At 55.7% G+C, this 26,070-nt stretch carries 26 protein-coding genes; 15 read left to right on the top strand and 11 right to left on the bottom strand.

What is annotated here, in order from left to right; genetic code table 11:
• Nucleotides 1-165: 165 nt before the first annotated feature.
• Nucleotides 166-819 (bottom strand): SDR family oxidoreductase, encoded by a 654-nt coding sequence (locus tag QCBJ_RS08665; RefSeq protein ID WP_064052497.1) that lies wholly within the window; start codon nucleotides 817-819, stop codon nucleotides 166-168.
• 86 nt (nucleotides 820-905) lie between these two features.
• On the opposite strand from QCBJ_RS08665, the gene QCBJ_RS08660 reads away from it, so the two are divergent.
• The 4 genes from QCBJ_RS08660 (at nucleotide 906) to ggt (ending at nucleotide 5,711) form a co-directional block, all read left to right on the top strand.
• Entirely contained in the window at nucleotides 906-1,832 is a 927-nt protein-coding gene (locus QCBJ_RS08660) for a LysR family transcriptional regulator (protein WP_064052498.1), read from the top strand.
• A gap of 166 nt (nucleotides 1,833-1,998) precedes the next feature.
• On the top strand, nucleotides 1,999-2,424 hold the full coding sequence (locus QCBJ_RS08655) for a VOC family protein (RefSeq protein ID WP_032885513.1): 426 nt from the start codon (nucleotides 1,999-2,001) through the stop codon (nucleotides 2,422-2,424).
• Nucleotides 2,425-2,537: 113 nt separating this feature from the next.
• Nucleotides 2,538-3,797 (top strand): cation:dicarboxylate symporter family transporter, encoded by a 1,260-nt coding sequence (locus tag QCBJ_RS08650; RefSeq protein WP_102060565.1) that lies wholly within the window; start codon nucleotides 2,538-2,540, stop codon nucleotides 3,795-3,797.
• Nucleotides 3,798-4,046: 249 nt separating this feature from the next.
• A complete protein-coding gene (ggt, locus tag QCBJ_RS08645; RefSeq protein WP_256581473.1) occupies nucleotides 4,047-5,711 on the top strand; it encodes a gamma-glutamyltransferase in 1,665 nt (554 codons plus the stop codon).
• Between the two features lie 154 nt (nucleotides 5,712-5,865).
• On the opposite strand, the gene QCBJ_RS08640 is transcribed toward ggt, so the two are convergent.
• Nucleotides 5,866-6,255 carry a helix-turn-helix domain-containing protein gene (locus tag QCBJ_RS08640; RefSeq protein ID WP_012724350.1) on the bottom strand — a complete coding sequence of 130 codons (390 nt, stop codon included), beginning with the start codon at nucleotides 6,253-6,255 and terminating at the stop codon, nucleotides 5,866-5,868.
• A gap of 112 nt (nucleotides 6,256-6,367) precedes the next feature.
• Between QCBJ_RS08640 and namA the strand changes: the two genes are divergently transcribed.
• The 4 genes from namA (at nucleotide 6,368) to QCBJ_RS08620 (ending at nucleotide 9,618) form a co-directional block, all read left to right on the top strand.
• Complete coding sequence (gene namA / locus QCBJ_RS08635; RefSeq protein ID WP_102060563.1) at nucleotides 6,368-7,408, top strand: NADPH dehydrogenase NamA; 1,041 nt, start codon at nucleotides 6,368-6,370, stop codon at nucleotides 7,406-7,408.
• 68 nt (nucleotides 7,409-7,476) lie between these two features.
• A complete protein-coding gene (locus QCBJ_RS08630; RefSeq protein ID WP_102060562.1) occupies nucleotides 7,477-7,860 on the top strand; it encodes a nuclear transport factor 2 family protein in 384 nt (127 codons plus the stop codon).
• 69 nt (nucleotides 7,861-7,929) lie between these two features.
• Entirely contained in the window at nucleotides 7,930-8,949 is a 1,020-nt protein-coding gene (locus tag QCBJ_RS08625; protein ID WP_102060561.1) for an alpha/beta hydrolase, read from the top strand.
• Nucleotides 8,950-9,180: 231 nt separating this feature from the next.
• Nucleotides 9,181-9,618, top strand: coding sequence for a nuclear transport factor 2 family protein (locus QCBJ_RS08620; RefSeq protein ID WP_256581477.1), 438 nt, complete (start codon nucleotides 9,181-9,183; stop codon nucleotides 9,616-9,618).
• Between the two features lie 103 nt (nucleotides 9,619-9,721).
• Here the strand turns inward: QCBJ_RS08620 and QCBJ_RS08615 are convergent, their stop codons facing one another.
• The 6 genes from QCBJ_RS08615 to QCBJ_RS08590 all read right to left on the bottom strand — a co-directional run bounded on the left by QCBJ_RS08615 (nucleotide 9,722) and on the right by QCBJ_RS08590 (nucleotide 17,510).
• Nucleotides 9,722-11,017, bottom strand: a complete 1,296-nt coding sequence (locus tag QCBJ_RS08615) for an alginate export family protein (RefSeq protein ID WP_102060559.1) — start codon at nucleotides 11,015-11,017, stop codon at nucleotides 9,722-9,724.
• 188 nt (nucleotides 11,018-11,205) lie between these two features.
• Nucleotides 11,206-12,090 carry an alpha/beta fold hydrolase gene (locus QCBJ_RS08610; RefSeq protein ID WP_102060558.1) on the bottom strand — a complete coding sequence of 295 codons (885 nt, stop codon included), beginning with the start codon at nucleotides 12,088-12,090 and terminating at the stop codon, nucleotides 11,206-11,208.
• A gap of 289 nt (nucleotides 12,091-12,379) precedes the next feature.
• Complete coding sequence (locus QCBJ_RS08605) at nucleotides 12,380-14,032, bottom strand: AMP-binding protein (RefSeq protein ID WP_102060557.1); 1,653 nt, start codon at nucleotides 14,030-14,032, stop codon at nucleotides 12,380-12,382.
• Nucleotides 14,029-14,775 carry a nitroreductase gene (locus QCBJ_RS08600; RefSeq protein ID WP_102060586.1) on the bottom strand — a complete coding sequence of 249 codons (747 nt, stop codon included), beginning with the start codon at nucleotides 14,773-14,775 and terminating at the stop codon, nucleotides 14,029-14,031. The genes QCBJ_RS08605 and QCBJ_RS08600 overlap by 4 nt, the downstream gene beginning before the upstream one ends.
• 30 nt (nucleotides 14,776-14,805) lie before the next feature.
• Nucleotides 14,806-16,149, bottom strand: a complete 1,344-nt coding sequence (locus tag QCBJ_RS08595) for an MFS transporter (RefSeq protein ID WP_102060556.1) — start codon at nucleotides 16,147-16,149, stop codon at nucleotides 14,806-14,808.
• 332 nt (nucleotides 16,150-16,481) lie between these two features.
• Nucleotides 16,482-17,510 carry an AraC family transcriptional regulator gene (locus QCBJ_RS08590; RefSeq protein ID WP_371916657.1) on the bottom strand — a complete coding sequence of 343 codons (1,029 nt, stop codon included), beginning with the start codon at nucleotides 17,508-17,510 and terminating at the stop codon, nucleotides 16,482-16,484.
• Nucleotides 17,511-17,812: 302 nt separating this feature from the next.
• On the opposite strand from QCBJ_RS08590, the gene QCBJ_RS08585 reads away from it, so the two are divergent.
• Together QCBJ_RS08585 and QCBJ_RS08580 are read left to right on the top strand one after the other, a co-directional pair.
• Complete coding sequence (locus QCBJ_RS08585) at nucleotides 17,813-18,535, top strand: GntR family transcriptional regulator (RefSeq protein ID WP_102060554.1); 723 nt, start codon at nucleotides 17,813-17,815, stop codon at nucleotides 18,533-18,535.
• Between the two features lie 181 nt (nucleotides 18,536-18,716).
• The gene (locus tag QCBJ_RS08580) at nucleotides 18,717-19,958 is read left to right on the top strand and encodes an alpha/beta fold hydrolase (protein WP_102060553.1); all 1,242 of its coding nucleotides are present in this window, start codon (nucleotides 18,717-18,719) and stop codon (nucleotides 19,956-19,958) included.
• Nucleotides 19,959-20,081: 123 nt separating this feature from the next.
• Here the strand turns inward: QCBJ_RS08580 and QCBJ_RS08575 are convergent, their stop codons facing one another.
• The gene (locus tag QCBJ_RS08575) at nucleotides 20,082-20,843 is read right to left on the bottom strand and encodes an SDR family oxidoreductase (RefSeq protein WP_102060552.1); all 762 of its coding nucleotides are present in this window, start codon (nucleotides 20,841-20,843) and stop codon (nucleotides 20,082-20,084) included.
• Nucleotides 20,844-20,860: 17 nt separating this feature from the next.
• Nucleotides 20,861-21,487 (bottom strand): glutathione S-transferase family protein, encoded by a 627-nt coding sequence (locus QCBJ_RS08570; protein ID WP_102060551.1) that lies wholly within the window; start codon nucleotides 21,485-21,487, stop codon nucleotides 20,861-20,863.
• 147 nt (nucleotides 21,488-21,634) lie between these two features.
• On the opposite strand from QCBJ_RS08570, the gene QCBJ_RS08565 reads away from it, so the two are divergent.
• From QCBJ_RS08565 to QCBJ_RS08545, 5 genes are all read left to right on the top strand, one after another.
• On the top strand, nucleotides 21,635-22,138 hold the full coding sequence (locus QCBJ_RS08565) for a flavin reductase family protein (protein ID WP_102060550.1): 504 nt from the start codon (nucleotides 21,635-21,637) through the stop codon (nucleotides 22,136-22,138).
• 44 nt (nucleotides 22,139-22,182) lie between these two features.
• The gene (ribB, locus tag QCBJ_RS08560; protein WP_102060549.1) at nucleotides 22,183-22,830 is read left to right on the top strand and encodes a 3,4-dihydroxy-2-butanone-4-phosphate synthase; all 648 of its coding nucleotides are present in this window, start codon (nucleotides 22,183-22,185) and stop codon (nucleotides 22,828-22,830) included.
• Between the two features lie 96 nt (nucleotides 22,831-22,926).
• Nucleotides 22,927-23,343 carry a carboxymuconolactone decarboxylase family protein gene (locus QCBJ_RS08555; protein WP_177410650.1) on the top strand — a complete coding sequence of 139 codons (417 nt, stop codon included), beginning with the start codon at nucleotides 22,927-22,929 and terminating at the stop codon, nucleotides 23,341-23,343.
• Between the two features lie 46 nt (nucleotides 23,344-23,389).
• Nucleotides 23,390-24,511 carry an LLM class flavin-dependent oxidoreductase gene (locus QCBJ_RS08550; protein ID WP_102060548.1) on the top strand — a complete coding sequence of 374 codons (1,122 nt, stop codon included), beginning with the start codon at nucleotides 23,390-23,392 and terminating at the stop codon, nucleotides 24,509-24,511.
• 140 nt (nucleotides 24,512-24,651) lie between these two features.
• A complete protein-coding gene (locus tag QCBJ_RS08545; protein WP_082893876.1) occupies nucleotides 24,652-25,179 on the top strand; it encodes a DUF1097 domain-containing protein in 528 nt (175 codons plus the stop codon).
• Between the two features lie 14 nt (nucleotides 25,180-25,193).
• Here QCBJ_RS08545 and QCBJ_RS08540 read toward each other — a convergent pair whose 3' ends face one another.
• Entirely contained in the window at nucleotides 25,194-26,069 is an 876-nt protein-coding gene (locus QCBJ_RS08540; protein ID WP_102060547.1) for a LysR family transcriptional regulator, read from the bottom strand.
• Between the last annotated feature and the right edge of the window lies 1 nt (nucleotide 26,070).

Here is a 26,070-nt window from a genome sequence, read left to right as displayed (position 1 = left end):
TGCTGGAGCGATACGGCTGAAGTGATCAGATAATGTTAAGTTTTTTTAATCTAACATTATTTAACATTGCGGTGCCGCTGTGTGGAGAAAAAAGGCTTGGAAAAAAGTGAGCACCGTTTTTGGCGGTGCTCACTGGGTTTAACAGGTGATATGCACGGTATGGCGTTAGCGCGAATAGGTGACTTCCGCCGTCCAGTTCGACGCTTTCTGGTTGTGCAGGTCCCAGAAAGCCTTGGCAATGCCCACCGCCTCCTCGGATTCGGGTTCGACGAACGCGGCTACAGTGACCGTGGCCACATGCACGTTGTGGGTTTTCGCCGACTCGAAGAGCCCCGCCGTCAATGCGCGAATACCGGCTTTACCCAGGCTCAACGAAAGGTAATCCGCGTTCGGTTCAATGCCGAAAAAACCACCCGTCAGCAGAAGTGTGCCGCTTTTGCGCGCGTACATAAGGTTGAGGCTGGCCTGTGCCGCCGCCAGTGCGCCACCGATGTTGACGTTAAGGTCCTGGTTGAAGGTGTCGAGTGGCTGCTCGGCAAGGGACGCCTGGCGAATGATCGCGGCGTTGTAGTGCGTCACATCGAGCCCGCCGAAGCGCGTCTGAATATGTTCGACCAACCTTGAGATAGCCTGCGGGTCTGCAGCATCTACCTGCTCGGCATAAGCTTCATAACCAGCCTCTTGGAGGCGCTTGACCAGTGCCTGGGTTTTTTCCAGGTTACGGGCACTGAGTACGACCCGGAAGCCTTCAAGGGCGAAACGTGCAGCTGTTTCATAGCCAATGCCAGGACCGGTGCCGATGCTTAGAAAAGTCTTCATTACGGTTTTCTCTGTCAGGTGTGAATGTTGCGCTCAGGCTAACAGCTGCATAATTGGAGATAATCATTGGATTGTGAATAACTATCATGCAAAAAATGCAGGAATTATTAGGGCGTGTGACGCTGGATGAGTTATCGGCATTCGTGGCAGTGGTGGAATCGCTCAGCTTCACCGAAGCGGCCAAAGTGATAGGGCGCGACGCGACGATTGTTTCGCGTCGGGTCGGACAGTTGGAGGAGCGACTTGGTATACGTTTGCTTTCCAGGACGACGCGGCGCGTGGCGTTGACAGAGGTCGGGACGCTGTATTATCAGCGGGTTCGCGCATTGCTTGATGAGTTGGACGGCGCGAGCCAGGAGGCGAGTAACTTCGCCACCAGCCCCCAGGGTTTGCTCAGGGTGTCACTGCCCATCACCTTTGGCCGTCGATGGGTCGCGCCGCTGCTGCCCGCATTTATTGCCCAGCACCCGAAAATCCGCGTGGACGCGCGCTTTGCCGATCGGTACGTGGATGTCGTGGCGGAAGGCTTTGATGTTGCGATTCGCGTCGGCGTTCTGCGCGACAGCACGCTGGTAGCAAAACAGATCGCGCCTTTTCGCAATCGGCTTTACGCCGCTCCCAGCTACCTCGCGCTCCATGGCCAGCCCGAAACCCTGGAAGCGTTGGCCGAGCATGCCTGCCTGGGATTCTGCAGCCACTCCAGCTGGCCGGATTGGGTGCTGAAAAACGGCAACCAGCAAAAGACTGTCAGGCCTACGGGGCCGCTGATCTCCGACAGTTCTGAGTCGCTTTTACAGGCGGCGGTGGAGGGTGTTGGGATCATTCTGACGCCTGACTGGTTGGCTGGAACGGCGGTGCGCGACGGCACGCTCGTGCAAATACTTTCGCAATGGGAAGGCGCGGAAGCGGGTGGGATCTATGCCGTTATGCCGCCGGGGCGGCTGGTTCCGACGAAAACAAGGGTGTTTGTCGATCAAATTACCCATGCGATTCAGGCGGGTTGGGAGCAGTAAACAAAGACTGCCGATTAACAAAATAAAATTGTGCTTATGAAAAATTTATATTGATTTTTTTTAAGAGGGCGCGGCTTTAGCATAAATCCACCTTCAAAAAAGTCGTCGGGCAGCGACCACGGTGTCCGGCACCACAAACCAATAAAAAATTGTTATCGGAGTCCTGATGAGTCTTTCTCCTTTCCACCTCGCAATCCCTGTGTATGACCTGGCCGCCACACGTCACTTCTACGGTGAGGTGTTCGGTCTTTCCGAAGGTCGCTCGAGCGACCAGTGGGTAGACTTCGATTTCTACGGCCATCAACTGGTCATCCATGAGCACCCTAAGACTGCTTCGCAGGAAAGCGTGCACAGCAACCCGGTAGACGGCCACGACGTACCGGTTCCGCACTTCGGCATCATCCTGGAGTGGGCGCAATGGGAAGCCCTGGCCGAGCGCTTGAAAGCGCGCGCAACCAAGTTTGTGATCGAACCCTACATTCGCTTTAAAGGCCAGGTCGGCGAGCAAGCCACCATGTTCCTGTTCGACCCGTGCGGCAACGCGCTGGAGTTCAAGGCGTTCAAGGATATGAGCCAGCTGTTCGCTAAATAATAAAAGCCTGGCGCACGCCAAAGAGTGCGCCAGGAAAACATAAATGAGCTGGAAGCTCATGAATCTAGCTACTGCCGTCACGCAGTCCTTTCATTCCAACAAAAAGGCTAGACATGAAACGTATCCCCTTAGTTTGGCAAATCGTTGCCGGGCTGTTGCTTGGCGTGCTCGTGGGTTGGTATTTCAATACCCACCCGGAAAATCAAGTTTGGGTCAGTACCGAAATCCTTAAACCGCTCGGTGATATCTTCATCAAGATGATGAAAATGGTCGTCGTGCCGATTGTTTTCTGCTGCATGATCCTCGGCATTGCTGGGGGCGGTGATAACAAATCGTTCGGTCGCATGGGCGCAAAGTCGTTGATCTACTTCTTTGCAATCACCAGCCTCGCCATCGTGCTCGGCTTGTGTTTCGCCAACATATTCGAGCCGGGTAGAGGCACCGAAATCGCGGGCATCGCGCACAACGCAGCAGCCGTGCATATGGAGCCGTCGAAAGGCGCGCTGATCATCCTGCAGAACATCGTGCCCGATAACGTGATTGTCGCGATGTCGGAAGGGAAGTTGCTGTCGGTGCTGTTCTTTGCGGTGCTGCTGGGCATGGCGTTGAACACGTTGCCCAAAGCCAAAAGTGCGCCGGTTGTAGCGGTTGTGCAGGGCTTCTCCGACGCCATGTTCAAGGTGGTGTCGTTTGTCATGGCCTACGCACCGATCGGTGTATTCGGCATGATCGGCGCCACTGTAGCGACCTTCGGATTTGCCTCGTTGCTGCCGTTGCTCAAGTTGATCGGTGTGGTGTACCTGGCGCTGATTACCTTCGCCCTGGTGATGCTCGGCGGTATCTGCTACCTGATCGGCGAAAACGTCTTCAAGTTGATCAAGTACTTCCGCGATGAGCTGATTCTGGCCTTCTCCAGTGCAGCTTCTGCGGCTGTCATGCCGCAGTTGATGACCAAGCTGGAAGCCTACGGCGTGCCTCGGCGCATCGTCAGCTTCGTGGTGCCGGTGGGTTATGCGTTCAACCTGGACGGTGCTTCGATCTTCCTCGGTGTGGCGACGATCTTCATTGCCCAGCTCTATGGCATCGACCTGTCACTGACTCAGCAGATTTTGCTGGTGGTCACGATGGTGCTGACGTCAAAGGGCGCTGCGGGTGTACCTGGGTTCGCCATCATCATTCTGTCGGCTACTTTGGCGTCTGCCGGGCTGCCGCTGGAAGGGGTCGCGTTGATTGCCGGGATCTTCCGGATCATCGACAGCGGCACTACCACCTTGAACGTGCTGGGTAATGCAATCGCCCCCCTGGTTATCGCCAAGTGGGAGAAAGCCCCCCTGGAGCGAAAAAGCTCAGTAGGGGTCGAGCAGAACGCTTAATCAGCGACACACAAGAGCCTTCCACGTTAACCGCGTCGAGGGCTCTTTTTTTGGCTGACAAACCAATAAGAAGTTGTTGCGTGTTGATTCTTTTCAGGCGCCCGGGTGCTCGATTCAGATAAATAATCGTGCCCTGTTAGTTGCCACTGTGCTGCCATTATTTATAAAAAAAACAGGTGGTCTATGTGCAAGAAATCAGTGTTCTATCGGACGCGTCGCTGCGTCGCACTATGGATGGTGTTGCTATTTATGGGAACTTATCAACTGGCGGTCGCCAGCCCACGCACGGCGTTGACGCACTCTGCGGTGGCCGTACCTGACCAATTTGCTGCGGACACCGCCAACGCAATCTTTGCCAAAGGCGGGAATGCCGTGGATGCGGCTGTCGCCGTTGCCTTTTCCCTGGCCGTGACCTACCCCGAAGCCGGGAACATCGGCGGCGGCGGTTTCATGACCATCTACCTCAAGGGCAAACCCTACTTTCTCGATTACCGCGAGCGTGCGCCGCTGAAAGCGACGCGAGACATGTTCGTCGACAGCTCGGGTAAAAAAGTGATTGCTGCCGACCAACCGCAAGGCAGTGTGATCGGCCACCGGTCGGTGGGTGTGCCGGGGACGGTCGCCGGTCTGTGGGAAGCGCACAAACGCTTTGGCAAGCTCAAATGGGCGCAGCTTATCGAGCCGGCCATTGGCTATGCGCACCACGGCTTCGTCGTCGATGACGCACTGGCCAGTGTTGCTGCAACCGAAAACGCTAAACGCTTCGCCGGTAAAACCAACTTCGCTGAACATTTCGGCAAGCTGCAGGCAGGCACTACCTTCAAGCAGCCTGAACTTGAGGCGGTTCTTAAACGCGTCGCCGCGCTGGGACCGAAAGGTTTTTACGCTGGTAAAACCGCTGCGCTGATCGTGACCGATATGATTGCCAATGGCGGCCTGATCAGCGCGCAGGACCTGGCCGACTACAAAGCCGTGTGGCGTACGCCGATACAAGCCAACTGGAATGGCTTCCAGATTGTCACCGCTCCACCGCCCAGCTCCGGCGGGGTTGCGCTGGTGCAACTGTTGAAGATGAAAGAGATGCGCCGCGAGGATTTCCAGGGCGTGCCGCTCAATTCCGCGCGCTATATGCACCTGGTGGCGGAGATCGAGAAGCGGGTGTTTGCCGATCGGGCGCAGTACCTGGGCGATCCGGATTTTTACACGGTGCCGGTGCATGAGTTGATCGACGAGCACTACCTGGCGGGCCGGGCGTCGCAGATCAATTTGTCGGTCCCTTCGGACACCAATAAGGTTGTCGCCGGTCTGAATATTGAATCGCCGGAAAAACCCCAGACCACGCACTTCTCAATCGTCGATAAATGGGGCAATGCCGTTTCCAACACCTACACGCTCAATGGCTTTTTCGGCTCCGGTGTCGTCGCGGAAAAAACCGGCATTTTGCTCAATGACGAGATGGATGACTTTTCAGCATTGGCAGGAGTGCCCAATCAGATGGGCGTCGTCGGCACCGACACTAATGCCATCGAACCCGGAAAGCGGCCCTTGTCTTCGATGACGCCGACGATTTTCCTGAAGGACGGAAAAGTTGCCTTGGTGATCGGTACACCCGGTGGCTCGCGGATTTTTACTTCCATCTTCCAGGTCGTCAGTAATCTGTACGACTTCCACCTTAGGTTGAAAGATTCGGTGGGTGCGATGCGTTTTCACCACCAGTTGCTGCCTGCCAACACGATCTTCTGGGAACCCTATGCACCGATCTCGGGGCAACTGGCGAAGGATGTTGAAGGCGCAGGCTATAACCTCGCAAACCAGGGCTTCAATGGTGATATCCAGGCAATCATGGTGGAACACGGCGTGCCTGAACCCGTATCTGATCCCAGGGGGAGGGGCGTGACGTCCATCGCCAAGTAGTTGGTCAATCAGCTCGTCTGGCTTACGAGCATTTGGCCAGAAGCGCTCGGTAAGGATGGGCATCAAGGTGGATCGGGAACCACCAAAGCCCACGCCCCAGTGCTGGTTCTTTATCCTGCGCTGGGGCGTTCGTCTGCCTGACAAGAATCTAAAGTTAGGCGAGCGATTCAAATGAATTTGCATCAATCTCAGCGCGCCTGAATGCCAGGATTGCATGCTCATGCACCGCTCCCCACTCCCGCATCGCGCTGATCAGTGGGGCAAGCGTGTTGCCTAATGCTGTTAGGGAATACTCGACCTTGGGCGGGACCTCTCGATAGATTTCGCGATGGATAACCTTATCTGTCTCCAGCTCTCTGAGTTGTAGCGTGAGCATTCTCTGGGTCACATCTGGCATCAGCCGACGCAATTCGTTGAACCGCTTCGTTCCTGACATCAGATGGAACAGTATGAGCGATTTCCATTTGCCGCCGATGACATCCACCGTAAAGGCGACAGGACAGGCAAACGCTTCAACTTCACTCTGTGGGGTGCATTTCTTCAAAGGAATCTCCTAGGTATAAAAAATGTACCTACAGCACAAAAATGTGCGTACTTACGCAAATTGGATATGCACATTATCATTATTCCATATCGATCACTATGGAATTAGTTAGATGAGTTTGTTGCTGTCCCCTCATGAAATCAAAGGCCTTAAACTAAAAAACCGCGTCGTTATGTCGCCGATGTGCATGCACATGGCTGCCGATGACGGCTTTGTCACTGAGTGGCACCGAGTGCATTACGGTGCTCGCGCCTTGGGGCAGACGGGGCTGATTTTCCCGGAAACGCTGGCAGTCCACGCCGACGGTCGTATCGGGGCCGGTGACCTCGGTATCTGGAGTGACGCACACATCGTCGGCTTGAAAGCGCTGACCGAACTGCTTCACAGCTTTGGTGCAAAAGCCGGTGCTCAGATCGGCCATGCGGGGCGCAACGCTGACCTGCCCAATCTCATTCACATCGCGCCATCGGCTATCCCGTTCACGGAAACCAGCCCCGTGCCTCGCGCACTCGCGGCTGAGGAAATTCCGGGGTTGGTAAAGCTCTACGGCGATGCCGCACGACGTGCCAGTAAAGCGGGCTTTGATGTGCTTGAGATCCATGCCGCACATGGTTATTTGCTGAGTGAGTTCCTCTCACCACTCGCCAATACCCGCGACGACGAATATGGCGGTGATGCCAAGCGTCGCTATCGCTTCCTGCGCGAAGTGCTGGAGGAAGTCAAAACCCATTGGGGCGATCGCCCTCTGTTTGTTCGTATCTCCAGCTCTGATTACGCCGAAGGCGGGAATACCCCCGAGTCGTTCCTTGAATACGGTCGCTGGATGAAAGAGCAGGGCGTCGATCTGATCGACTGCAGCTCCGGCGGGATCAAGATGATCAAGGTGCAGACCTATCCTGGTTACCAAGTCCCGGCCGCTGAGTTGCTGCGCAAAGAATTGCATATTGCCACGGGTGCGGTGGGTGTCATCCAGAGTGGGCGTCAGGCCGAAGACATCCTGCAAAACGGCCGAGCTGACTTGGTGTTTGTCGGCCGGCAAATGCTGCGTGATCCGTTCTGGGTGCGCACGGCAGCAGATGATTTGAAAGAAATCATTGAGATTCCTGCTGCCTACACGCGTTACGGGTCTGTATGGCTTGATACCAAAGCCTGAACTTGTCCACGTCGAACGCGCGCCGCTGGGGCGCGCTAATCCTCAATCCTATGAAGCAGGAGTCAACCATGAGCAAACCTACTTACGTACACGAATATCAAGCCGTCACCGAGGTGCTGAACCAGTACATCGAGGGCTGCAAGCAAGCAAAAAGCAGCCTCATGAAGCCAGCTTTCAATGAACAAGCGACCATGTTTAGCGTCGATGGCCACGGTAAGCTGGCCGGTGGCGCAATTCCAATCCTGTTCAAGGGGATTGATGAGGGTTTTCGCCCCTCTCCAGATGCACCGGCAGCTATCGTCCGCATTGAGATTGTCGGTACGGCGGCCAGCGCGCGCATCGACGCCAACGACATGTCAGGCATTTCTTTCACCGACTTTTTCCATCTGCTGAAAGTCGATGGCAAGTGGACGGTCGTCAGCAAGATCTTTCACACCCACGTCGCGCCTTGAACCTCTGTCGTCCTTGAGTCTGCTGTAGCTGATTGCTTCCCGGCACTCAGCCATACAAATGGAACCGTCATGAAAACCCTTACCTCCGCTCTCGCTTTTACGGTCGTTACTCTTGCGCCGGGTAGTGCCTCCGCCACCACATACCCGGGAGTTGAGCACAACACGGCGAAACTCTTGCAATCGCTTGAAGGTGTGCCGACGCTCGATTCCATGAAGCCGGTCGATGCCCGTGCCGCGCTTGCGGGCGCCCAGGCTGCCCCTCAAGTGGCCTTGCCAGCAGCTGATGTCAGTGAGAAGACGATCCGCGTCAACGGCAGCGATCTGAAGTTGACCATCGTGCGCCCGGTCGGTAGCCAACAAAAGACGCTGCCCGCGTTCATGTATTTCCATGGCGGCGGCTGGGTGTTGGGCGACTTCCCGACCCACGAACGACTGGTGCGTGACCTGGTGGTAGGCTCGGGTGCGGTGGCGGTCTTCGTCAACTACAGCCTCTCGCCAGAGGCAGCATATGGCGTCGCCACCGAGCAAGCCTATGCCGCGACAAAATGGGTCGCTGAACATGGCGAAGATATCAAGGTAGACGGCACTCGCCTCGCCGTAGCCGGCAATAGTGCTGGGGGGAACATTGCCGCCGTAGTTGCCCTGATGGCGAACGAGAAGGGTGGACCTGCACTGCGCTCGCAAGTGTTGCTGTGCCCAGTGACAGATTCCAATTTTGACACGCCGTCGTACAAGGAGTTTGCCAACGGCTATTTCCTGACGAAGGACATGATGGCCTGGTTCTGGGACAATTACGCACCCGACGCCGAGACACGCAAACAGATTTACGCTTCTCCACTGCAGGCCACGACCGAACAGTTGAAGGGCTTGCCCCCGACGCTGATCCAGACAGCCGAATTCGATGTCCTACGCGATGAAGCTGAAGCTTACGGCCGCAAGCTCGACGCTGCGGGTGTGCCTGTGAAGACGGTTCGCTACAACGGCATGATTCACGATTTCGGTCTGTCGAACGGCTTCAGCCATCTGCCGACGCCGCGCAGCGCGATTGCGCAGGCTTCTCAGGAACTTAAGATCAACCTGAGCAAGTAATTTCAAAAACAAAGAACCCGCAGGTCACGGTGAAACTGCGGGCTTCGTCATTGAAAACACCTCGTCATCTCATTGCGAAGCTGCTTGCGCACAGTCGAATTCCGGAGTTTCTGCTGCGTTTGTGCGGTTGAGCATGTTTCAATAATTGCACTCATTATGAAGAGCGACTAAATGAAAGTTATATCTATTAAGCAGTTGTTTTTTTGGGCCTTGATTTCAACCTTTGGTGCGATGGCTCAAGCGGAAAACGCACCAGGTGGCCCACAAGTTCTCAGCAGTAAAACAGTCAGCAAAGCTACGTATGTAGAAGACTATCAAGCTATTACAGAGGTGCTTAACAAGTATATTGAGGGTTGCAAGCAGGCCAAGAGCAGTATTATGAAACCCGCTTTCAATGAACACGCGACGATGTACAGCGTCGGTGCCGATGGCAAGTTGGACGGCGGCGCGATTCCAATCCTGTTCGAGGGAATTGACAAGAATTTCCGTCCATCTCCCGACGCGCAGGCCGCGATTACTCGTATTGAAATCGTCGGTAATGCCGCGAGTGCTCGTATCGACGCCAACGGCATGTCAGGCCTCTCTTTCACCGACTTCTTCCAGTTGCTGAAAGTAGAAGGCAAGTGGACGGTCGTTAGCAAAATTTTCCAAACGCATGGGGCGCATTGATTCGTTTAAAGCAGTGTCCGACATTCGCGTAAGCGTTCCAGGGTGAGTTAGGTGAGGGGCCCACCTTCCTAACTCTCCCGCCTATCCCCAGCGAAGCGATGAATTAAAATTTATAAGTGGCATACACTTGAAAAATAGCGGAGTTTTTATCGTTGCCAAAATACTGCTTGGCGCCCTCACCAGGCTTTGCAATACCGGCTAGTGCTCCCAGCGCTAAATGCTCGCTTGGAAGCCAGTCCACGTAGATATCGGCTTCAGTGGCAAAGGCCGAATCTTCGATACCCTCCGGTTTTTGGTCAAAGTCAATTTTGTACAGAATCACACCGGCGTAGACAGAGGCTGCCGGTTGCACCGAGAGTTTCAGCGTGCTGGTTTTCTGATTCAGGTTGAAGAGCATGTACTCACCGACTATTTCCCCTTGCACCCACGTTCCCCAATCCCCACCGTACCCATAAAGCAATGAATCGTAGTGCCGGGAAAATTCGGAATAGCGATAGGTTAGTGTTGGCGTCAGAAGCAAATCAGTGAAGCTATAGGTCGCTCCTGCATACCACGCTCTTCCCTCGATATCAGCGTTCTTTTGATGTACATACTCAGCCGAAACTTTCAGTTCTTTCAGTCCGGGAACGGGCAGGCCTATCATGCGAACGTCCTGCACACTCATGCCGTCTCTTGGTGCGTAGTCATCATCGTTTACCTTGATAAACATCGCACCGAGTTGAGCGCCAGACGTGGTCTGGTACTGAAGGTTAAGGCCGTTCAGCTCCATTTTCTCTTTGTAGTCTGCAACATCCACATCCAGTCGAGTCTGCAGGTGAAACGCATCGACATGCACCTGTCCAAGGTCAAGTTTTAACAGGGCCGTGTTGTCGAAGGCTTTGCGTGGGCCAAGCCAATAGGCGCCCTCATGGCCTTGGTCTACATGGCCCTCAGCGATGATAAAACCCTCCCCCACGGCGAAGTTCTGCCTACCGTAACTCAACTCAACGGCGTCCAGCCCGAAGACGCTTTTGCCCGACACTTTAACGAAAGCACTCTCCCAATCAGTGTCCGTCGGGTCACCTGGGGTATAACCGAGGCCATCGGAATCACCCCGCGTCAGTGCGGAGACCGCACTGACACCTGCACCCAGTGACCAGGCGTCGGACATTGGAACGGTAAAATCGGCACCGTACTTAGCGTACGCTTCCAAGCGTTGGCCATCTTTTGCGACGGGGTAACCATAGAAGCTGGAACGCCCGCCGAAGGCCTGGTTTTTGTGGCTAAGTCCAGCGGCTCCGATTTCCAACGAGGGCGTGAAACTGAAGTTTCCGTACGAGACAGTCTCAAGTGCATCTGCATTAATCGCGAACAAGGACAGGGCAAAAACACCTGTAGCAGACATTAGTTTAATATTCATATGACGCCTCAATTTTTTATAAGACGCGCGCGCACAAGTCTTGCGCTCACTGCGTTACGCTACCCAATAAAGGACGGCGGGCAGGCGAGGGCGCGTAAGGTGGACGGGTGCTGTTGGCAAAAACTCTATGCAGTAGCTAAGTAGTTTTGCGGCAAGACAATGACAGGCTCGTTACTTGCCGCCAACGACTAGTTCTCCAGAAACTTCGATATTTCGGCCGCGGTGTTCTCCGGCTCCTCCCAAAGCAGGTTATGCCCGGCGTTTGAAAATTCGACGTATTGATTGTCTTTTATTTTCGTCCGCAAGACCGCTTGAGCTGCTTTATCAAAGAACGTGTCATGGGCGCCGTACAAGATCAGCACGGGCGCCTTTAGTTTATTCAAGTGAATGCCGAAGTTGGTTATTTGACCTTGAGCCAATACGCCACGCCATACGGGCAGCGGCACACTCGCGCTTTCGGCACGCTCATACTTCAAAAATGTTTCATTGACGGGTATTTCATTGGCGTACCAGTCATTCATGAATTGAGAATTTGGATCTGGCGACTTGTCCAGCTTTTGAATCTCGGTTGCCAGCCACCCGCCCTCAGCAAATACCTGCTGAACCGAGGACGTCGACGAAATCAGAACGACCTTGTTAACACGTTCGGGGTACGACTCTGCCGTCACCTGAGCAACGATGCTGCCCAGTGAGTGGCCAATCACATGAGCGTTGGCGATACCCATTTTGTCCATGAACAGTTTGATGTCATATGCCAAGTCCGAGAACGCGTAACAGCAGTCCGGCGCGGTGGTTTTGCCATGGCCACGAAGGTCAACCGCGATTATTCGATTGCGCTTATTCAAATAAGGAAGCATCAGACTCCAAGAGCGAGCATTGTCGGTAAAGCCATGCAGTAGCAGAATTGGCTCGCCCTTGGGATCACCAAACGCTACATAGGACATTGAGATTCCATTATCCAAAAGAACAGTTTGTTTTAAGCTGGCAAACGTCGCCTGGTTGACAGTTTCAGTAGCCATAGTTGGCTGCATCATGGTCAATAGAATCGCCGCGATAACGATCAGTGTTTTCATTTTACACTCCTATGGTGGTGTAATCTTTTTACTATCTGACTTCTCTCTGCCACACCTGTAAGCGACTTTCTTGATCCAGTTACCGACACTCACTTGCGGTAGTGCGACCTTGAGTCGCGCCTGAATATGATCGTGCAAATCGCCTCATTTAAGATGAATGGATTTGCCACTGATACCGCACTTATTATTAACGGCGTCATGAACTCATCCCAAAACCAGTACTCGCTATATTTCTGTCTTTTTCAGGCGCGTATGAGCAGCACCTTTCTTCGCGAGCGGTTCATTGACTTCAGTGGCTTGTGGCTAAACGCACGATGGCATCCCGGCTGCCTGCTTGCTCCCGCAGTAGGAATTTTTGAATCTTCCCTGTGGCCGTCTTGGGTAGCTCGGTGAATACGACCCTGCGAGGACATTTAAAACGGGCCAGGCGCTTCTGGCAGAAAGCGATCAATTCAGGCTCGGTCGGAGCCTGCACGCCGTCTTTAACTTCAACAAATGCGCAGGGTACTTCACCCCACTCGTCATCAGGCTGAGCAACCACCGCTGCGTGCAATACGGCGGGATGGCAATGGATCGCTTCCTCGACTTCGATGGACGAAATATTTTCGCCTCCAGAGATGATGACGTCCTTGCAACGGTCGGTAATCTGTACGTAACCGTTGGCGTGGACTACCGCGACATCTCCCGTGTGAAACCAGCCGCCCTCGAACGCCTTGAGCGTTGCTTTTTGGTTTTTCAGATAACCCATCATCACGGTGTTGCCACGAAGCAATAGCTCTCCTGTGGTTCGTCCGTCGTCAGGCACAGGTTGCATCGTCTCAGGGTCTGCGACCATCAAGTCCTCGAACGCTGCCGCTCGGGCACCCTGGCGAACCCGAAGCGCACCTTGTTCTTCGGGGGGCAGCGTGTCCCAGGCATCCTGCCAAACGCAACTCACCGGCGTCCCGCACACCTCGGTGATGCCATACACATGATCGACATCGAAGCCCATGGATAACACCGCACCGAGAACAGCCGCAGGCGGGGGCGATCCCGCGGTCAGTACGCGAACCTGCTTGCTTAAAACCGGTGGACGTTCTGCGTTGGCGATCATGGCCATCACGATGGGGGCGGCGCAGAAGTGATCGACCCCGTGGTGTTCGATGGCATCAAATACCGATTGCGCTGAGACTTTCCTCAGGCACACATGAGTACCCGCAGCAGCGGTGACAGCCCAGGTGAAGCACCAGCCGTTGGCATGGAACATTGGCAGTGTCCATAAATAACGTGGCGCACGCGGCAGCGGCCAATTTGTCATCTGCAGCATGCTCATCAAGTACGTAGCGCGATGACTGACCACCACGCCTTTGGGGTCACCGGTGGTGCCCGAGGTGTAGTTGAGTGCGATTGGCTGCCATTCACTGCTCGGCCATACGCCTTCAAACGCGGGATCGCCTTGGGCGATCAGCGTTTCATAATCGGTCACGCCGACACTGACACCCTGTGGCGCCAGGTGGTCATTGATATCAATCACCGTGGGCCGCTGTTCCAGATGCTCAAGTGCGCTGGCTGCGAGGGCGGCGTACTCGCGGTCTACCAACAGCAGTTTGCATTCGCCATGCCGGAGAATGAACGCAACACCTTCTGCATCCAGTCGGTAGTTGATTGCGTTGAGCATCGCGCCACAGAGTGGCACACCGAAATGCGCTTCCAGCAAGGCGGGGGTGTTAGGCGACAACACCGCCACGGTATCTCCCGCGCCAATACCCGATGACGCGAGTGCGGATGCCAAGCGGTAGCAACGTTCGCGCGTTTCACTCCAGGTTCTGCACAGATCGCCATGAACCACTGCAACGCGGTCGGGATGCGCAAGCGCCGCTCGATCCAGAAACCCCAGCGGGGTCAGCGGTAGATGATTGGCAGCGCAACGTTCAAGCCCATTTTCAAAACCCACGCGGTTCATGCTGTTGTCTCCTTATTATTGTGATGAAAAGTCGTGAACGCGCTGACCGGCTCGCGCTCAGTCACTAGCGTGTTTTCCGCCCTGGTTTCGTCGGCATAGCCGAGGCTCATGCCGCAGACCAGCATTTGATCCGACGGTATTTTTAGAACGTCGGATATCACCTGGTGGTATTTGAGAAATGCGGCTTGTGGGCAGGTGTCCAGCCCACGCCCTCGCGCGGCGGTCATGACGTTCTGCAAAAACATTCCATAGTCCAGGAGGCTGCCTTCCTGAAGGACTCGACTCATGGTAAAGATCAGCCCTACCGAGGCATCGAAGAATCGGTAGTTGCGGCCGTGCTGTTCATGCATTCTTTGTTTGTCACCCTTTTCTATGCCCAGCAAACCGTAGAGTTCCCACCCCACCTTGCGCCTGCGATCAATGAAAGGTGCGGTCCACTTGCGCGGGTAGTACTCATAAGCATCGGCAAGCTGTGTGCTCATCGACGGGTCGTTGTCCACGTGCGCAATGGCCCGTGAGAGATCGTCCTTTACCTTTCCTGTGACGACATGCACGTGCCATGGCTGCATATTCACTCCCGTTGCACAGAAACGAGCGACGTTCAATATCTCCTCTATGACCTGGACGGGCACGGGCGTGGGCAGGAACGCCCTGATACTGCGCCGGGAAGTGATGGCCCAATCAACCGCTTCGCTTAAAAGCCCGGGTGGCAGCGGCGGTTGAGATAAGCGATTCATTTTCATGTCCGATGGCTCACCGATAGGTTGCATTGATTAACTGGAAACGGCAGGTTTTTTCCTGGCTTGGGTGGAATCTGCTCTTGATTGGTTGATCAGGGTTACCGCTGCAGCACCGATCAGCCCGGCAAGACTGATGGCCATAAAGTTGTTCTCCAACGGCAGCTCCAGCGACACCAGCCAGCCAATAAGCACCGGTGCAACAATAGCGCCGACACGCCCGACGCCTGAGGCAAAACCCACGCCTGTCGACCGGATGGCCGAGGGGTAAAAATCACCCGCATAGGCATAAGCCAGGAGCTGTGTGCCGAGGGTCGAGGCGCCGACAATAAACACCACGGCGAAGAGCAGGGTCGTCGAACGCGTGTAGCCCAGGATCGTCAAGGCGATTGCACCTGCGAGGTAAAAGCACAGAAGCACATGTTTGATGTTCAGTTTGTCACTGAGCCACCCGCCACCGAGTGCGCCGGCGATAGCCCCTGCATTGAAGACGATTACGAAGTTGAGCGCGGAGCCAAGGCTGAAGCCGGCCATAGCCATCAGCTTGGTCAGCCAGGAGTTAAGGGCATACACCATGAAGAGCCCGGTCATGAATGCCGCCCAGATCATGAAGGTGCTGAACCCACGCCCATCGCTGAACAAGCTGCGTACGAGCGCGTCCTGCTTATCCACGACCACAGCGTTTCCGGTCATCACGGTGTCGTCGCTGATTACGCGTTCCGGATTGATCTTGCGCGCGATCGCTCGCAGCTCATCCTGACGGCCGGTATTAAGCAGGTAGCTCACCGATTCGGGCATGGTCTTGAGGATGAATGGAATGAGGAGCACCGGCAGCACGGAAACATAGAATACCCATTGCCACCCATGACTCTCGATCAGTTGCTTGCCGGTGATCGCAACAAGGATTCCCCCGACTGAATAGCCTGCAAATACCAGGGTTACCAAGCGTATACGGAGCTTGGCGGGAGAAAACTCGCCCATTTGTGCCGTGCAAATGGGCAGTACACCGCCGATGCCCAGACCTGCAATAAAACGCGAGACGCTGAAGCTGATGGGGTCACTGGTGAGGCCGGCGCCTGCTGTAAAAAGGCTGAAAAGTGCGACACAGACGGCAATCATTTTTGGACGACCGATTCGATCTGCCAATGTGCCGAGGAATATGGCGCCCAGCATGGTCCCAAAGAGCGCAGAGCCCGCCATGATGCCGGCGCTGGTCGCGTCAATGTTCATGTCTTTCATGATCGCCGGCAGCGCCACTCCGACGACGGCGAGGTCGTAGCCGTCAATAATCAGGATCAGCAAACACCAGAAGAGTATGAGGCCGTGAAAGCGGTTGAATGTTGAATCAGTCGCGAGTGCGCAGACGTTGATAGGGGGCATGGCGTGTTTCCTTCGCTATTGTTTTTGTTTGTGAAGTGATCATGTTTGCGCCAGTGGGGTTAGCGGTCAGGGGGCGTCGTTGAGCGGTAGACTGTCCGAAGGCACCTCGGCTGCCTTTTTCAACACACAGAGAATCGACGGCCCGGAAGGCATCGTAGACGTTGGAAAACGGTGTGGCCCATGCCCCATGACGTCGTTTTGATTGACCGATTTGGGCACTGGTGCAGGTAAGCGCCGCCGGAACCGGGTTGGACACCGAGCGTCTTGAAACGAGAGGGGGCGGGCGTCAATGCTGACGGAAGCGGATGGCTGAGTGGCGCGTGTAAATGGCGTTAATGGCTATCGGTGGCGTCGCGCAGGCTCGAGCGTTTGTACGCGCCTGGACTCACGCCGGTCCATTTCTTGAAGGCCCGATGAAAAGCGCTGGTTTCCTGGAAGCCCGTCTTCGTGGCGACTTGAGTGACCGTCATAGCCGTCTGGCTCAACAAGTTGATCGCCATGTCACGTCTGATAGTGTCCTTGAGGCTTTGATAACTCACCCCCTCGGCTTGAAGGCGACGTTGAAGGGTGGAGTTGGACATGCCGAGTACCTTGGCGAGAGACTCCAACTCAGGCCAGTCCATAGGGTTCAGGCCACGCAACCTCTTCCTGATATCGCCCCGGATGCTTTCGTCATTGCGGTACTTCACCAGAAGCGTTGCCGGTGAGTCTTTCAAGAAGGCGACGAGACTGGCAGGCGTCTGCACTACTTTAAGATCCAGGAAGCTGCGCTCGAAACGAACCGTCGTCAGTGCGCTGTCGAAGTGAATATTCTCGCAAAAGCGCATTCGGTAGTCGCTGTCGTCGTCAGGCTGGGAGGGGCGAAAATGGATTTCCTGCAGCGGGATTCTTCGATTGCCCAACCAGCACAGCAAGCCATGTACCAAGATCAACCAAGTGCCGTAGCAGAACAGTCGGCGCTCTACACCATGGTCATGAATCATGACCACGGCGCAGTCTCCTTCATACCGTAGCTCTCCATATACGTCGTCGAGCGCCACCCGCAGGAACGACATTATTCGCAGCAACGCCTGCGCCAGGGACTCGGAGCTGACCGCCGCCTGAGCCATGAGTGTGTAGCTTCCACGCTTCATGGGATGGCTGTCGATCCCAAAGAACTCATCGTCAAGCAGGTCGGATAAGCCGGTCCACAGACGCGAAAATGCCGCTGCCGGCACGCGCACTTGGGCAGCCGCCAGCAACTCGGTATCAATCCGGGCTTCTCGAAGTACAGCGCTTACATCAATACCTCTTTGGATCGCACCCGCTAACGCTTCATGTACCAATCCAATTGAAGTGGTTCCTTTGTCAGATGTGGGCACGATTTGGTTTCTACCTTCTGAGCGAACTGGGTGCGTAAGCCACCGAACATGTCGCTTGCACGCAGTCGGGGGATAGAGGCCGCAGGTTGTTACTCTCCAATCTCTTAACGCGACCTGTCAACGCGAAAGCGTGCCCAACTCGGCTTTTATGTCGATGAAATGGATCATTTACATACAATCAGACAATCCTCTGGTAAAAACAATCTGTAGGGCACTCCACGTTTCGGCATTGACAGCTGCCGAGCCAACTTATGATCGTAAGTGCTTAGAGAGCAGAACATCAGTATGAGGAGAGAGTATCGATGAGTGAGTCAAGCCTCCAGGTTACCAAGCGTGGTGCGACCCTGCGGTTGTTAGTGGAAGACAAGATTCGAGAAGCCATTTCCTCCGGCGTGCTTCGCCCTGGCCAGCGACTGGTCGAGCGTGAGCTGTGCGAGATGACAGGGGTAGGGCGTACGTCCATTCGCGAAGCACTGCGGCAGCTGGAAGCGGAAGGCTTGATCACCTGCAATCCTCATAAAGGGCCATCGGTAAACAAGATCTCGCTGGATGAGACGCGTCAGCTCTATGCCGTGCGCGGCCTGCTGGAGAGCTTTTCCGGGCAGGCGTTCGCGTTACTGGGCACCGATGCGCAGATCCGACGGCTGGAGGAAGCCGCCGCGATGTTCGAGTTTCGCGCCCAACAGTATTGGCAATACCCTGATCGCGACTTGGACAGCACGCGCCTCGCCCGTGATGCGCTGATCGAAGCGAAGACCCAGTTCTACGTGTGTTTGATGGAGGGTAGCAATAACGTCTTTATCGTCCAGATGCTGACGACGCTGCATAACCGAATCACGCTCTTGCGCGCAATGTCCATGACGCAACCGGGGCGGCTCCAGCACTCGGTTGAGGAAATCAAAGAGATCGTGGCGGCCATCAAGGCCAGGGACGGTGCCAGGGCGGCGGAGGCCTGTAGCAGGCACATCCAGCTCTCCGCCACTGTGGCGATCAGTTACCTGGAGGCCGTCGAAGAGGAACAGTAACTTTGTACGATTGACAGATTGTCTGCAAATCTGGATATTCATCACGGCGTGTTCTCGCCTTTATCCTGTCGCCTGGCAGTTGATAAATGCGCGCAGGCATTGCAATCAATGCGGCCCCCTCAGGGCGGCAGGACACTGACGTGATGACACGTCACTGCAACAGTGACGTAGGAGAAAAATAATGACTGCATTCTTCAGTTTGAACGAGCGGCTGATAAACGCTTACCCAGATCCTGAACTGCGTCGGCTTGCGCCGGGGCTGTCGATAGCGGTCGAGTTCAGCGTAGGGGGGCAGCGCATTGGGCTGAGTGTTGATGACGGTCGATTGTTCAAAGGCTTTACGGGCGAGCCGACCATTCGGATAGAGGCTGGCGAGGCTGAGTGGGCGCACGTTTTATCTACGCCTCCGGTTGCGACCTACCACAGCTTTACGGCGCTGCAGATTGCCAACCCGGCATTCGAGGTGAGCGGCGATGCACAACTGATCGCCCAGGCGCGGCCGTTTCTTGAGCGTTTATTCGAGTTGGTGACCCTGACGCCTGCTACACCGTCGGAGGCCGTAGCGCGATCCCTTTCCCAGATTCAAGGCCGGTATGCCGACGTCAGTGTGGCGGGGCAGGCGTACGAGATTTATTACGAAGTGGCCGGGGAGGGCATTCCAGTCTTGTTCCTGCACACCGCAGGTGCTGACGGGCGGCAATATTTTGCGCAGATGGCTGACGTTGAAATGGCCCAGCAGTTTCGTATGTATGCGATTGACCTGCCATTCCACGGTAAATCGATGCCACCACGAACCTGGGATGGGGCGCCGTACCTGCTGACAAGCGAGCGCTACCAGCAATGGTGTACGGCATTTATCGAGCAGGTGATCGGCGCACCGGCCATCGTGGTCGGCGGCTCCATGGGCGCGGCTATGTCGCTGGTGCTTGCGGCGGAGCATCCTGAGCAATTGATCGGCGTTGTGGCCCTGGAGCCGCCCTTCCAGTCGCGTGGCCGTCGCAACCCGTACCAGAATCATGTGCAGGTCCATGGCGGGCTTCACAATGGTGCCTATGTCCGTGGCCTGATGAGTCCGACCAGCCCGATCGAAGATCGACGCCGTGCCAGCTGGATTTATTCGCAGGGCGGGCCAGGTATTTATCCAGGTGACTTGGCGTTCTACAGTGACGAGTTCGACGGTGCCGTGACCGCGCCGCGAATTGATGCGGGGCTCACACCGGTGGCGCTGCTGTCGGGGACTTATGATTATTCTGCAACGCCGGCGGACGGCGCCAAACTCGCGCAATTGATTCCCGGTGCGTTGCACGTGGTCATGGAGGGGCTGGGGCATTTTCCGATGACGGAGCATCCGGACCATTTTCGACCGTACCTTGTGCGAGGGCTGGCGCACGTCACGCGTCAGGCAGAGCTCAGCGCCGACTGAATACGCATCGACCTACCGATATGAAGCCGCCGATTGCACGCCTATTCCTGCGATCGGCGGCTTTCGTTTATGAGCGAGCAAAAAAAGCCCGGCATTCGCCGGGCAAAGGTCACAGGTATTTGGTCAGTCGACCAAGTGGTTGCCAACTGAAGAGCCGCCGTCCACCGTGAGAATGCTGCCCGTCGCGAAGCGGGAACGGTCCGACGCGAGAAACAGGAAGGCTTCTGCGATTTCCTCCGGTTGACCCATTCGGTTCATCACGGCCCGCGCTTCGAAGGCGGCTCGCAGTGCCTGTGGGGTTTGCGATTGGGCAAAAATTCGGTCGAAGTAAGGGCTGTCGATTGTGCCCGGCGCGACGGCGTTCACGCGAATGCCATCCTCGGCATGGTCCAGCGCCATTGCACGTGTGAGCGCGGACACGCCGCCTTTGGAGGCAACATAGGCGGTGCGATTGGCAATCGCGCTGGTCGCCGTGTAGGAGGTCGTGTTGATGATGGAACCGGACTTCTGCCTGGCCATCACGGGAACGACGTGCTTGGCACATAGAAACATACCTTTGAGGTTGACCGACATCAGGCGGTCCCAATCCTCTTCTTCAATGGTGACAACGTTGCCGGTCAGGCCGAAACCGGCGTTGTTGACCAGTACATCGATGCGGCCGCAATGCTCAATGACCGTTTCTACCATCGACTGTACGTCGGCATTGACGGCGACATTGCAGGCGATCGCGAACGCGTTGATCTCATCCGCCGTAGCACGCGCGGCCTCGATGTTCACATCGGCAACAATCACCGTGGCACCGTTTTTAGCAAACAGGGTGGCCACCGCTTTACCAATGCCGCTGGCGGCGCCCGTGACGATGCAGACCTTATTGTGTAATTCCATAGCGCTCATCTCTCTGATCAAACCACCGGGCCGGCCCATTTCTGACGGAAGGATTCATGCGTCAGCATCCGTGCGTACCACGCTTTAAGGTTGGGCAGCTCCGCACAGGGGAAGTCCATGTTCAGCCAACGGTGTGCGTGCACGGCCCAGGCCATGTCGGCGATGGTCATAGTCTGCCCGCAGATGTACTCGTGTGCGGCCAGGCGCTGTTCGATCCAGCCCCAGACCCTGCTGGCTTCGCGGATCGCGGTTTCCAGCGCGTGTGTGTCGCGTTTTTCGGGGGCGGTGCGAATCAACTGAAAAAACACCACGGTCTGTGGCCGGGTCAGTTGCGTCTGCTGGCAGTCCAGCCACTGGTCTACCACCGCACGTACTTTTGGCCCGGCAGGGTAAAGCGTGCTGGTCGGTGCATAAGCGTTACACAGGTAGCGCAATACCGCATTGCTTTCCCAGATCGTGAAGTCTTCATCGACCAGTGTAGGCACCAGGCTGGTGGGGTTCATGCCACGGTAATCGTCTTCTTCAAGCCCGCCGAAAACGTTGCCCAGGTCGATCCTTTCGTATTCGAGCCCCAACTCGTCCATCAGCCAGACGACTTTCATGACGTTGCTGGATTTCATGTGGCCATACAGCGTGCGTGGCATGGGTGCATTCCTCGTTGAAGTAAAATCTCGCTTACTTATAAAATTCGTCAGACAATCTGTCAATCATGCAAATTATTTTGACAGATTGTCTGACGATCTGTAGTTTTTGATTCCAACCCCCCATGGGACTCCTTGGAAGAGGCAGACATGAAAGAACAACAACAAGAACAAGCACTCGTTAACGACTTCAAGCAAGCGATGCGTCGCTTGACCTCGACCATCTCGCTGATCACCACGCGTCACCTGGGCCAGCCGTTCGGCATGGCAGCGACGGCCGTGCAATCGGTGACTGCCGATCCGGCCACTATCCTGGTGTGTGTGAATCGCTCTGCGTCGATCAGTACGGCGTTGGAAGTAAGCGGACGCTTCGCGGTCAACATGCTTCACCTTTCCCATGTCGACTTGGTACCGGTCTTCAGTGGCCAGCTCAAAGGCCAGGAGCGTTTTGAACACGGTCAATGGGTTGAGCAGCACGGCGTGCCAGTGCTGGCCGATGCGCAGGCAGCGCTGGTGTGCGAGGTGTGTGAAGTCGCCACCATCGGGTCTCACGATGTGATTTTTGGTCGTGTGCTTTGGGTCGATACCCGGGTGGATATTTCGCCACTGTTGTACGAAGACGGGCGCTTCGCCAGATCCGCCGCTATCAAGTGATGTGTCCTGGGTCGTTAGACCGTCAGCGTTCAGTAGAGGTTGTTATGGGCTTCGCAACGATTGAGAAAGCACTGGAAGTGATCGCCTCAGGTGGCATGGTTATCGTGGTGGACGACGAAGGCCGCGAGAACGAAGGTGATGTGGTGATGGCCGCAGAATTCGCCACCACGCAAGCGCTCACTTTTATGGTCAGCCGTTGTCGTGGGATCGTCTGCGCGCCGATGCCCGAGCGCTTTGCGCGGCGGCTGGAATTACCGCTGATGGTGGAGCGCAATACCGATTCGATGAAAACCGCGTTCACCGTATCGGTGGATCTGATTGCCGGGATTACCACCGGGGTGTCGGCAACCGAACGTGCGTTGACACTCCGGGCGCTCGCGGCCGCTGATACGACGGCGCAGTCACTTTCAAGACCTGGGCATGTTTTCCCTCTGATCGCGCGCAGCGGTGGGGTTGAAGAACGCGCCGGTCACACCGAAGCGGCAGTGGATCTAGCTGAATTGGCGGGGTTGTCACCGGTCGGCGTGATCTGCGAGATCCTCAAGGACGACGGCAGCATGGCCCGTCGGCCAGACCTGGAAACGTTTGCGCACCACAACGGGCTCATCATTATTTCGATTGCAGATTTGATTGTGTGGAAAGCCGCGAATGCGGTGCGAGCCAAACAAGTAAGGCCCAGTTTGGTGGCGTAAAAACGACATCTGATTTTAACCGCAACACTTTAGCGCGATGGCTGTGCAGACAGTCATAAGGTCGCCAAGGTATTAACTCACCCCGAGGAAGATGAAATGAACAGTCAAGCAAAAATTACTTCGCCTGATGGCAGCCAACTTTCCGAGCGTTTCCATGACGGCCTCAAGACCCGCCGTGAAGTGCTCGGTGAAGCCTATGTTGATAGCTCCATTGCCAAGGCCAGCGACTTTAACTGGCCGGTACAGGAGCTGGTCACTGAGTACTGCTGGGACGCTATCTGGAATCGCCCGGGGCTGGACCGTCGCACGCGTTCCTTCCTGAACCTGGGCATGATTTCGGCGTTGAACCGTCCCCACGAATTGAAGTTGCATGTTCGCGGCGCGATCAATAATGGTTTGAGCAAAGAGGAAATTCGTGAAGTGCTGCTCCAGGTAGCGATTTATTGTGGTGTACCAGCTTCCATTGATGGCTTCCGCCTGGCGCAGGAAGTCTTTGACGACATGGGTGTGTAATCCAGGGTTCCCCCAGCATTAACAACAATAAAAAGAGGAATGTGAAATGGACATGCAGGAACGTTTTCATGAAACCGGCAACCCAATGTTCAACGATAACGCGCTGAAACTGGGTGTATTTGGAACCAACTGCTCAAACGCCTGTGCGATCACCACTGCCGAATCCAGCTTTGAGCCGACCTTCGAGCACAACGTAAAGATCGCTCAGCAGTTGGAAGCGGCGGGGTGGGAGTGCATGGTGCCTATCGCGCGTTGGCGTGGTTTCGGTGGTGAGACCAACTTCAACGGCACCAACATGGAGACGTTCACCTGGGCCGCTGCGATGGCTGCAGTTACCACCAAGCTGCAGTTTTTCTCCACCACCCACGTGCCCACTATTCATCCGATCGTTGCGGCTAAAATGGCGACCACCATCGACCATATTTCCAAAGGCCGTTTTGGCTTGAACCTGGTGACCGGCTGGTTTACCCCGGAAATGGAGATGTTTGGTCGCGAGATGATGGAGCACGACCAGCGCTACGAATACGCGGATGAATGGATGGATATCGTTGCTGCGTTGTGGGCGCGTAATGGTGTGGATTACAACGGTGACTTCCACAAGACCAAAGACGCCGTCATGGAGCCCAAACCTTACAACAAGGCGGGGCGCCCGGTGATGATCTGCGCCGGGTCGTCGGGTAAAGGTCTGGATTTCACGGCCAAGCACTGCGACTTCAACTTCGGCTTCATGCAGGACATGGAGAAAGGCGCCGCCTGGGTCAAGCACGTCAAGGACCTGGCCCGCTCCAAGTTCGGCCGGGAACTGGGGACCTTCACATCGTGTCCGGTCATTGTGCGAGAAACGGAAAAGGAGGCGCGCGAATACTACGACTACTACGTCAAAGAAAAGGGCGACCGCGTGGCGTGCGACAACCTGGCCGATGTGCTGCAAGTCCAGTCGCAGAACCACTCCGCAGAGATGTACGCGAAGTTCAAAGAACGCTTCATCGCGGGCTGGGGCGGTTATCCCTTGATCGGTTCTCCGGAGCAAGTGGCCCAAGGCCTGATCGACCTGAAGAAAACCGGAGTCGACGGTACGTTGTTGACCATGGTCGATTACAACGAAGAACTGCCGTTTTTCAATGAGCGGGTAATGCCGTTGCTGAAGCAGGCAGGCCTGCGTAACTGAGTGTTGAGCCATGGCGGCCAGGCTTCATGAACCATGAGGCCTGGCTGCCGTTCGCACGCGGAAAAATGTACAAATCGATGTTTTCCAGAAGCGCCTGATGCACGACAAATAACAATAAACGCGTTGCAGGAGTGAATAGGATGTCGACAAGATTTTCGTTGAATTTGAGTATGTGGATCGGTATTACCGTAGGGCTTTACGTGCTGTTGTACCTGATGAGCCCGCTCGGCTTATTGGGCGCGCTGCCGTGCACCTTTGTTGCGCTGCCTATCTACCTGAGCGGTGGCGCCAGAGCCGACAAACTCGCGGACGCCTGCCTGAGTGCGGTGGCGGGAGTGGTATGGGGCATCATTTTTATTTACCTGGATTCGCTGTTCTCACATCAGGGCTTGCACCCGCTGGTGGCGTCTGCACTGTCGGTTGGCCTGGTAACCATAGCGCTGTGTGCGACGCACTTGCTGTTCACCCCATGGGGGCTGTTTTCAAATATTCCGATGATGTTTGGTGCGGTGGCGTGTACGTTCTTTGTAGGGCCGGACAAGTGGTTTTACATCATGGTCACGCTTTGCCTGGGCGTGCTGTTGGGGTTCATCAACCATTCGGGGCGCAAGTTCCTGGATGAGCGCGGGCGGTGGACGCTGCTTCGCGCGCGCAAGGTCGAAGACTGAACCTCGCGGCCTATCTAGTGCTTTTTCACCGCCTGCTCGGTAATCAGTTGTGCCAGCAACTTCACTGGTTCGCTCAGGCTGCGGCGCGCGCGATGCACCAGGCCGATATCGCGATGGAATGTACGTTGTTTCAGGTCGATCGCGCGCACTTCAGCAGGCCACTCTTTGCGGGTGGCCGTTTCCGGTACCAGGGCCACACCGACGCCGTTAGCGACCAGCTTGATGATCGCATCAAGCTCATCGAGTTCGCAGACTTCATGCAATGAAAAATGGGTCTGTCGCAAGAACCGATCAACCTGGCGCCCGCCAAAAGATGAACGGTCGTAGCGGATAAAGGGCTGGCTCGAAACCAGCTCAGCCCAGTCGTCTCCTGGCATATCGGCCGGGACAATCAGTCGATACGGTTCGCGTGCCAAGGTGGTCCAGCGCAGATCGCTTTGAAGAGAAAAGGGCGGGCGGATGATTGCGGCCATGTCGATTTCACCCGAGTCGACCTGGTTCACCAATTCCATCGAAAGGCCCGGTATGACGCGTGTTCTGCAGGCCGGGGAGCGCTGGTGAAATTCAGCCAGCGCTTCCGGCAGATAAGAGCGTTGAACGGATGCAATCGCACCGATAGTCACCAGAATGCTGGCCGGCAGGCCCACAGAACTTGTGCCCAGATTTTTAAACTGAAGTACCAGTTCCTGGCCTCGCGCCAGTACTTGATGCCCCATCTGATTGAGTTGCGCCGAACGCCCTTTACGGTCGAACAACTCGACCCCAAGCTCGGCCTCAAGGCGTTGCATCTGCGCGCTGACCGCTGCTTGAGTCAGGCCGATTTTGCTGCCGGCGGCTGCAAACGTGCCTTCTCTCGCTACGGCGATAAGGGTTTTCAGTTCTTTGATCATG

It is taken from the genome of Pseudomonas sp. QC2 (genome assembly GCF_002859085.1).
Taxonomy (GTDB): Bacteria; Pseudomonadota; Gammaproteobacteria; order Pseudomonadales; family Pseudomonadaceae; genus Aquipseudomonas; species Aquipseudomonas petroselini.
This window is presented reverse-complemented; position numbering and strand designations above follow the sequence as displayed.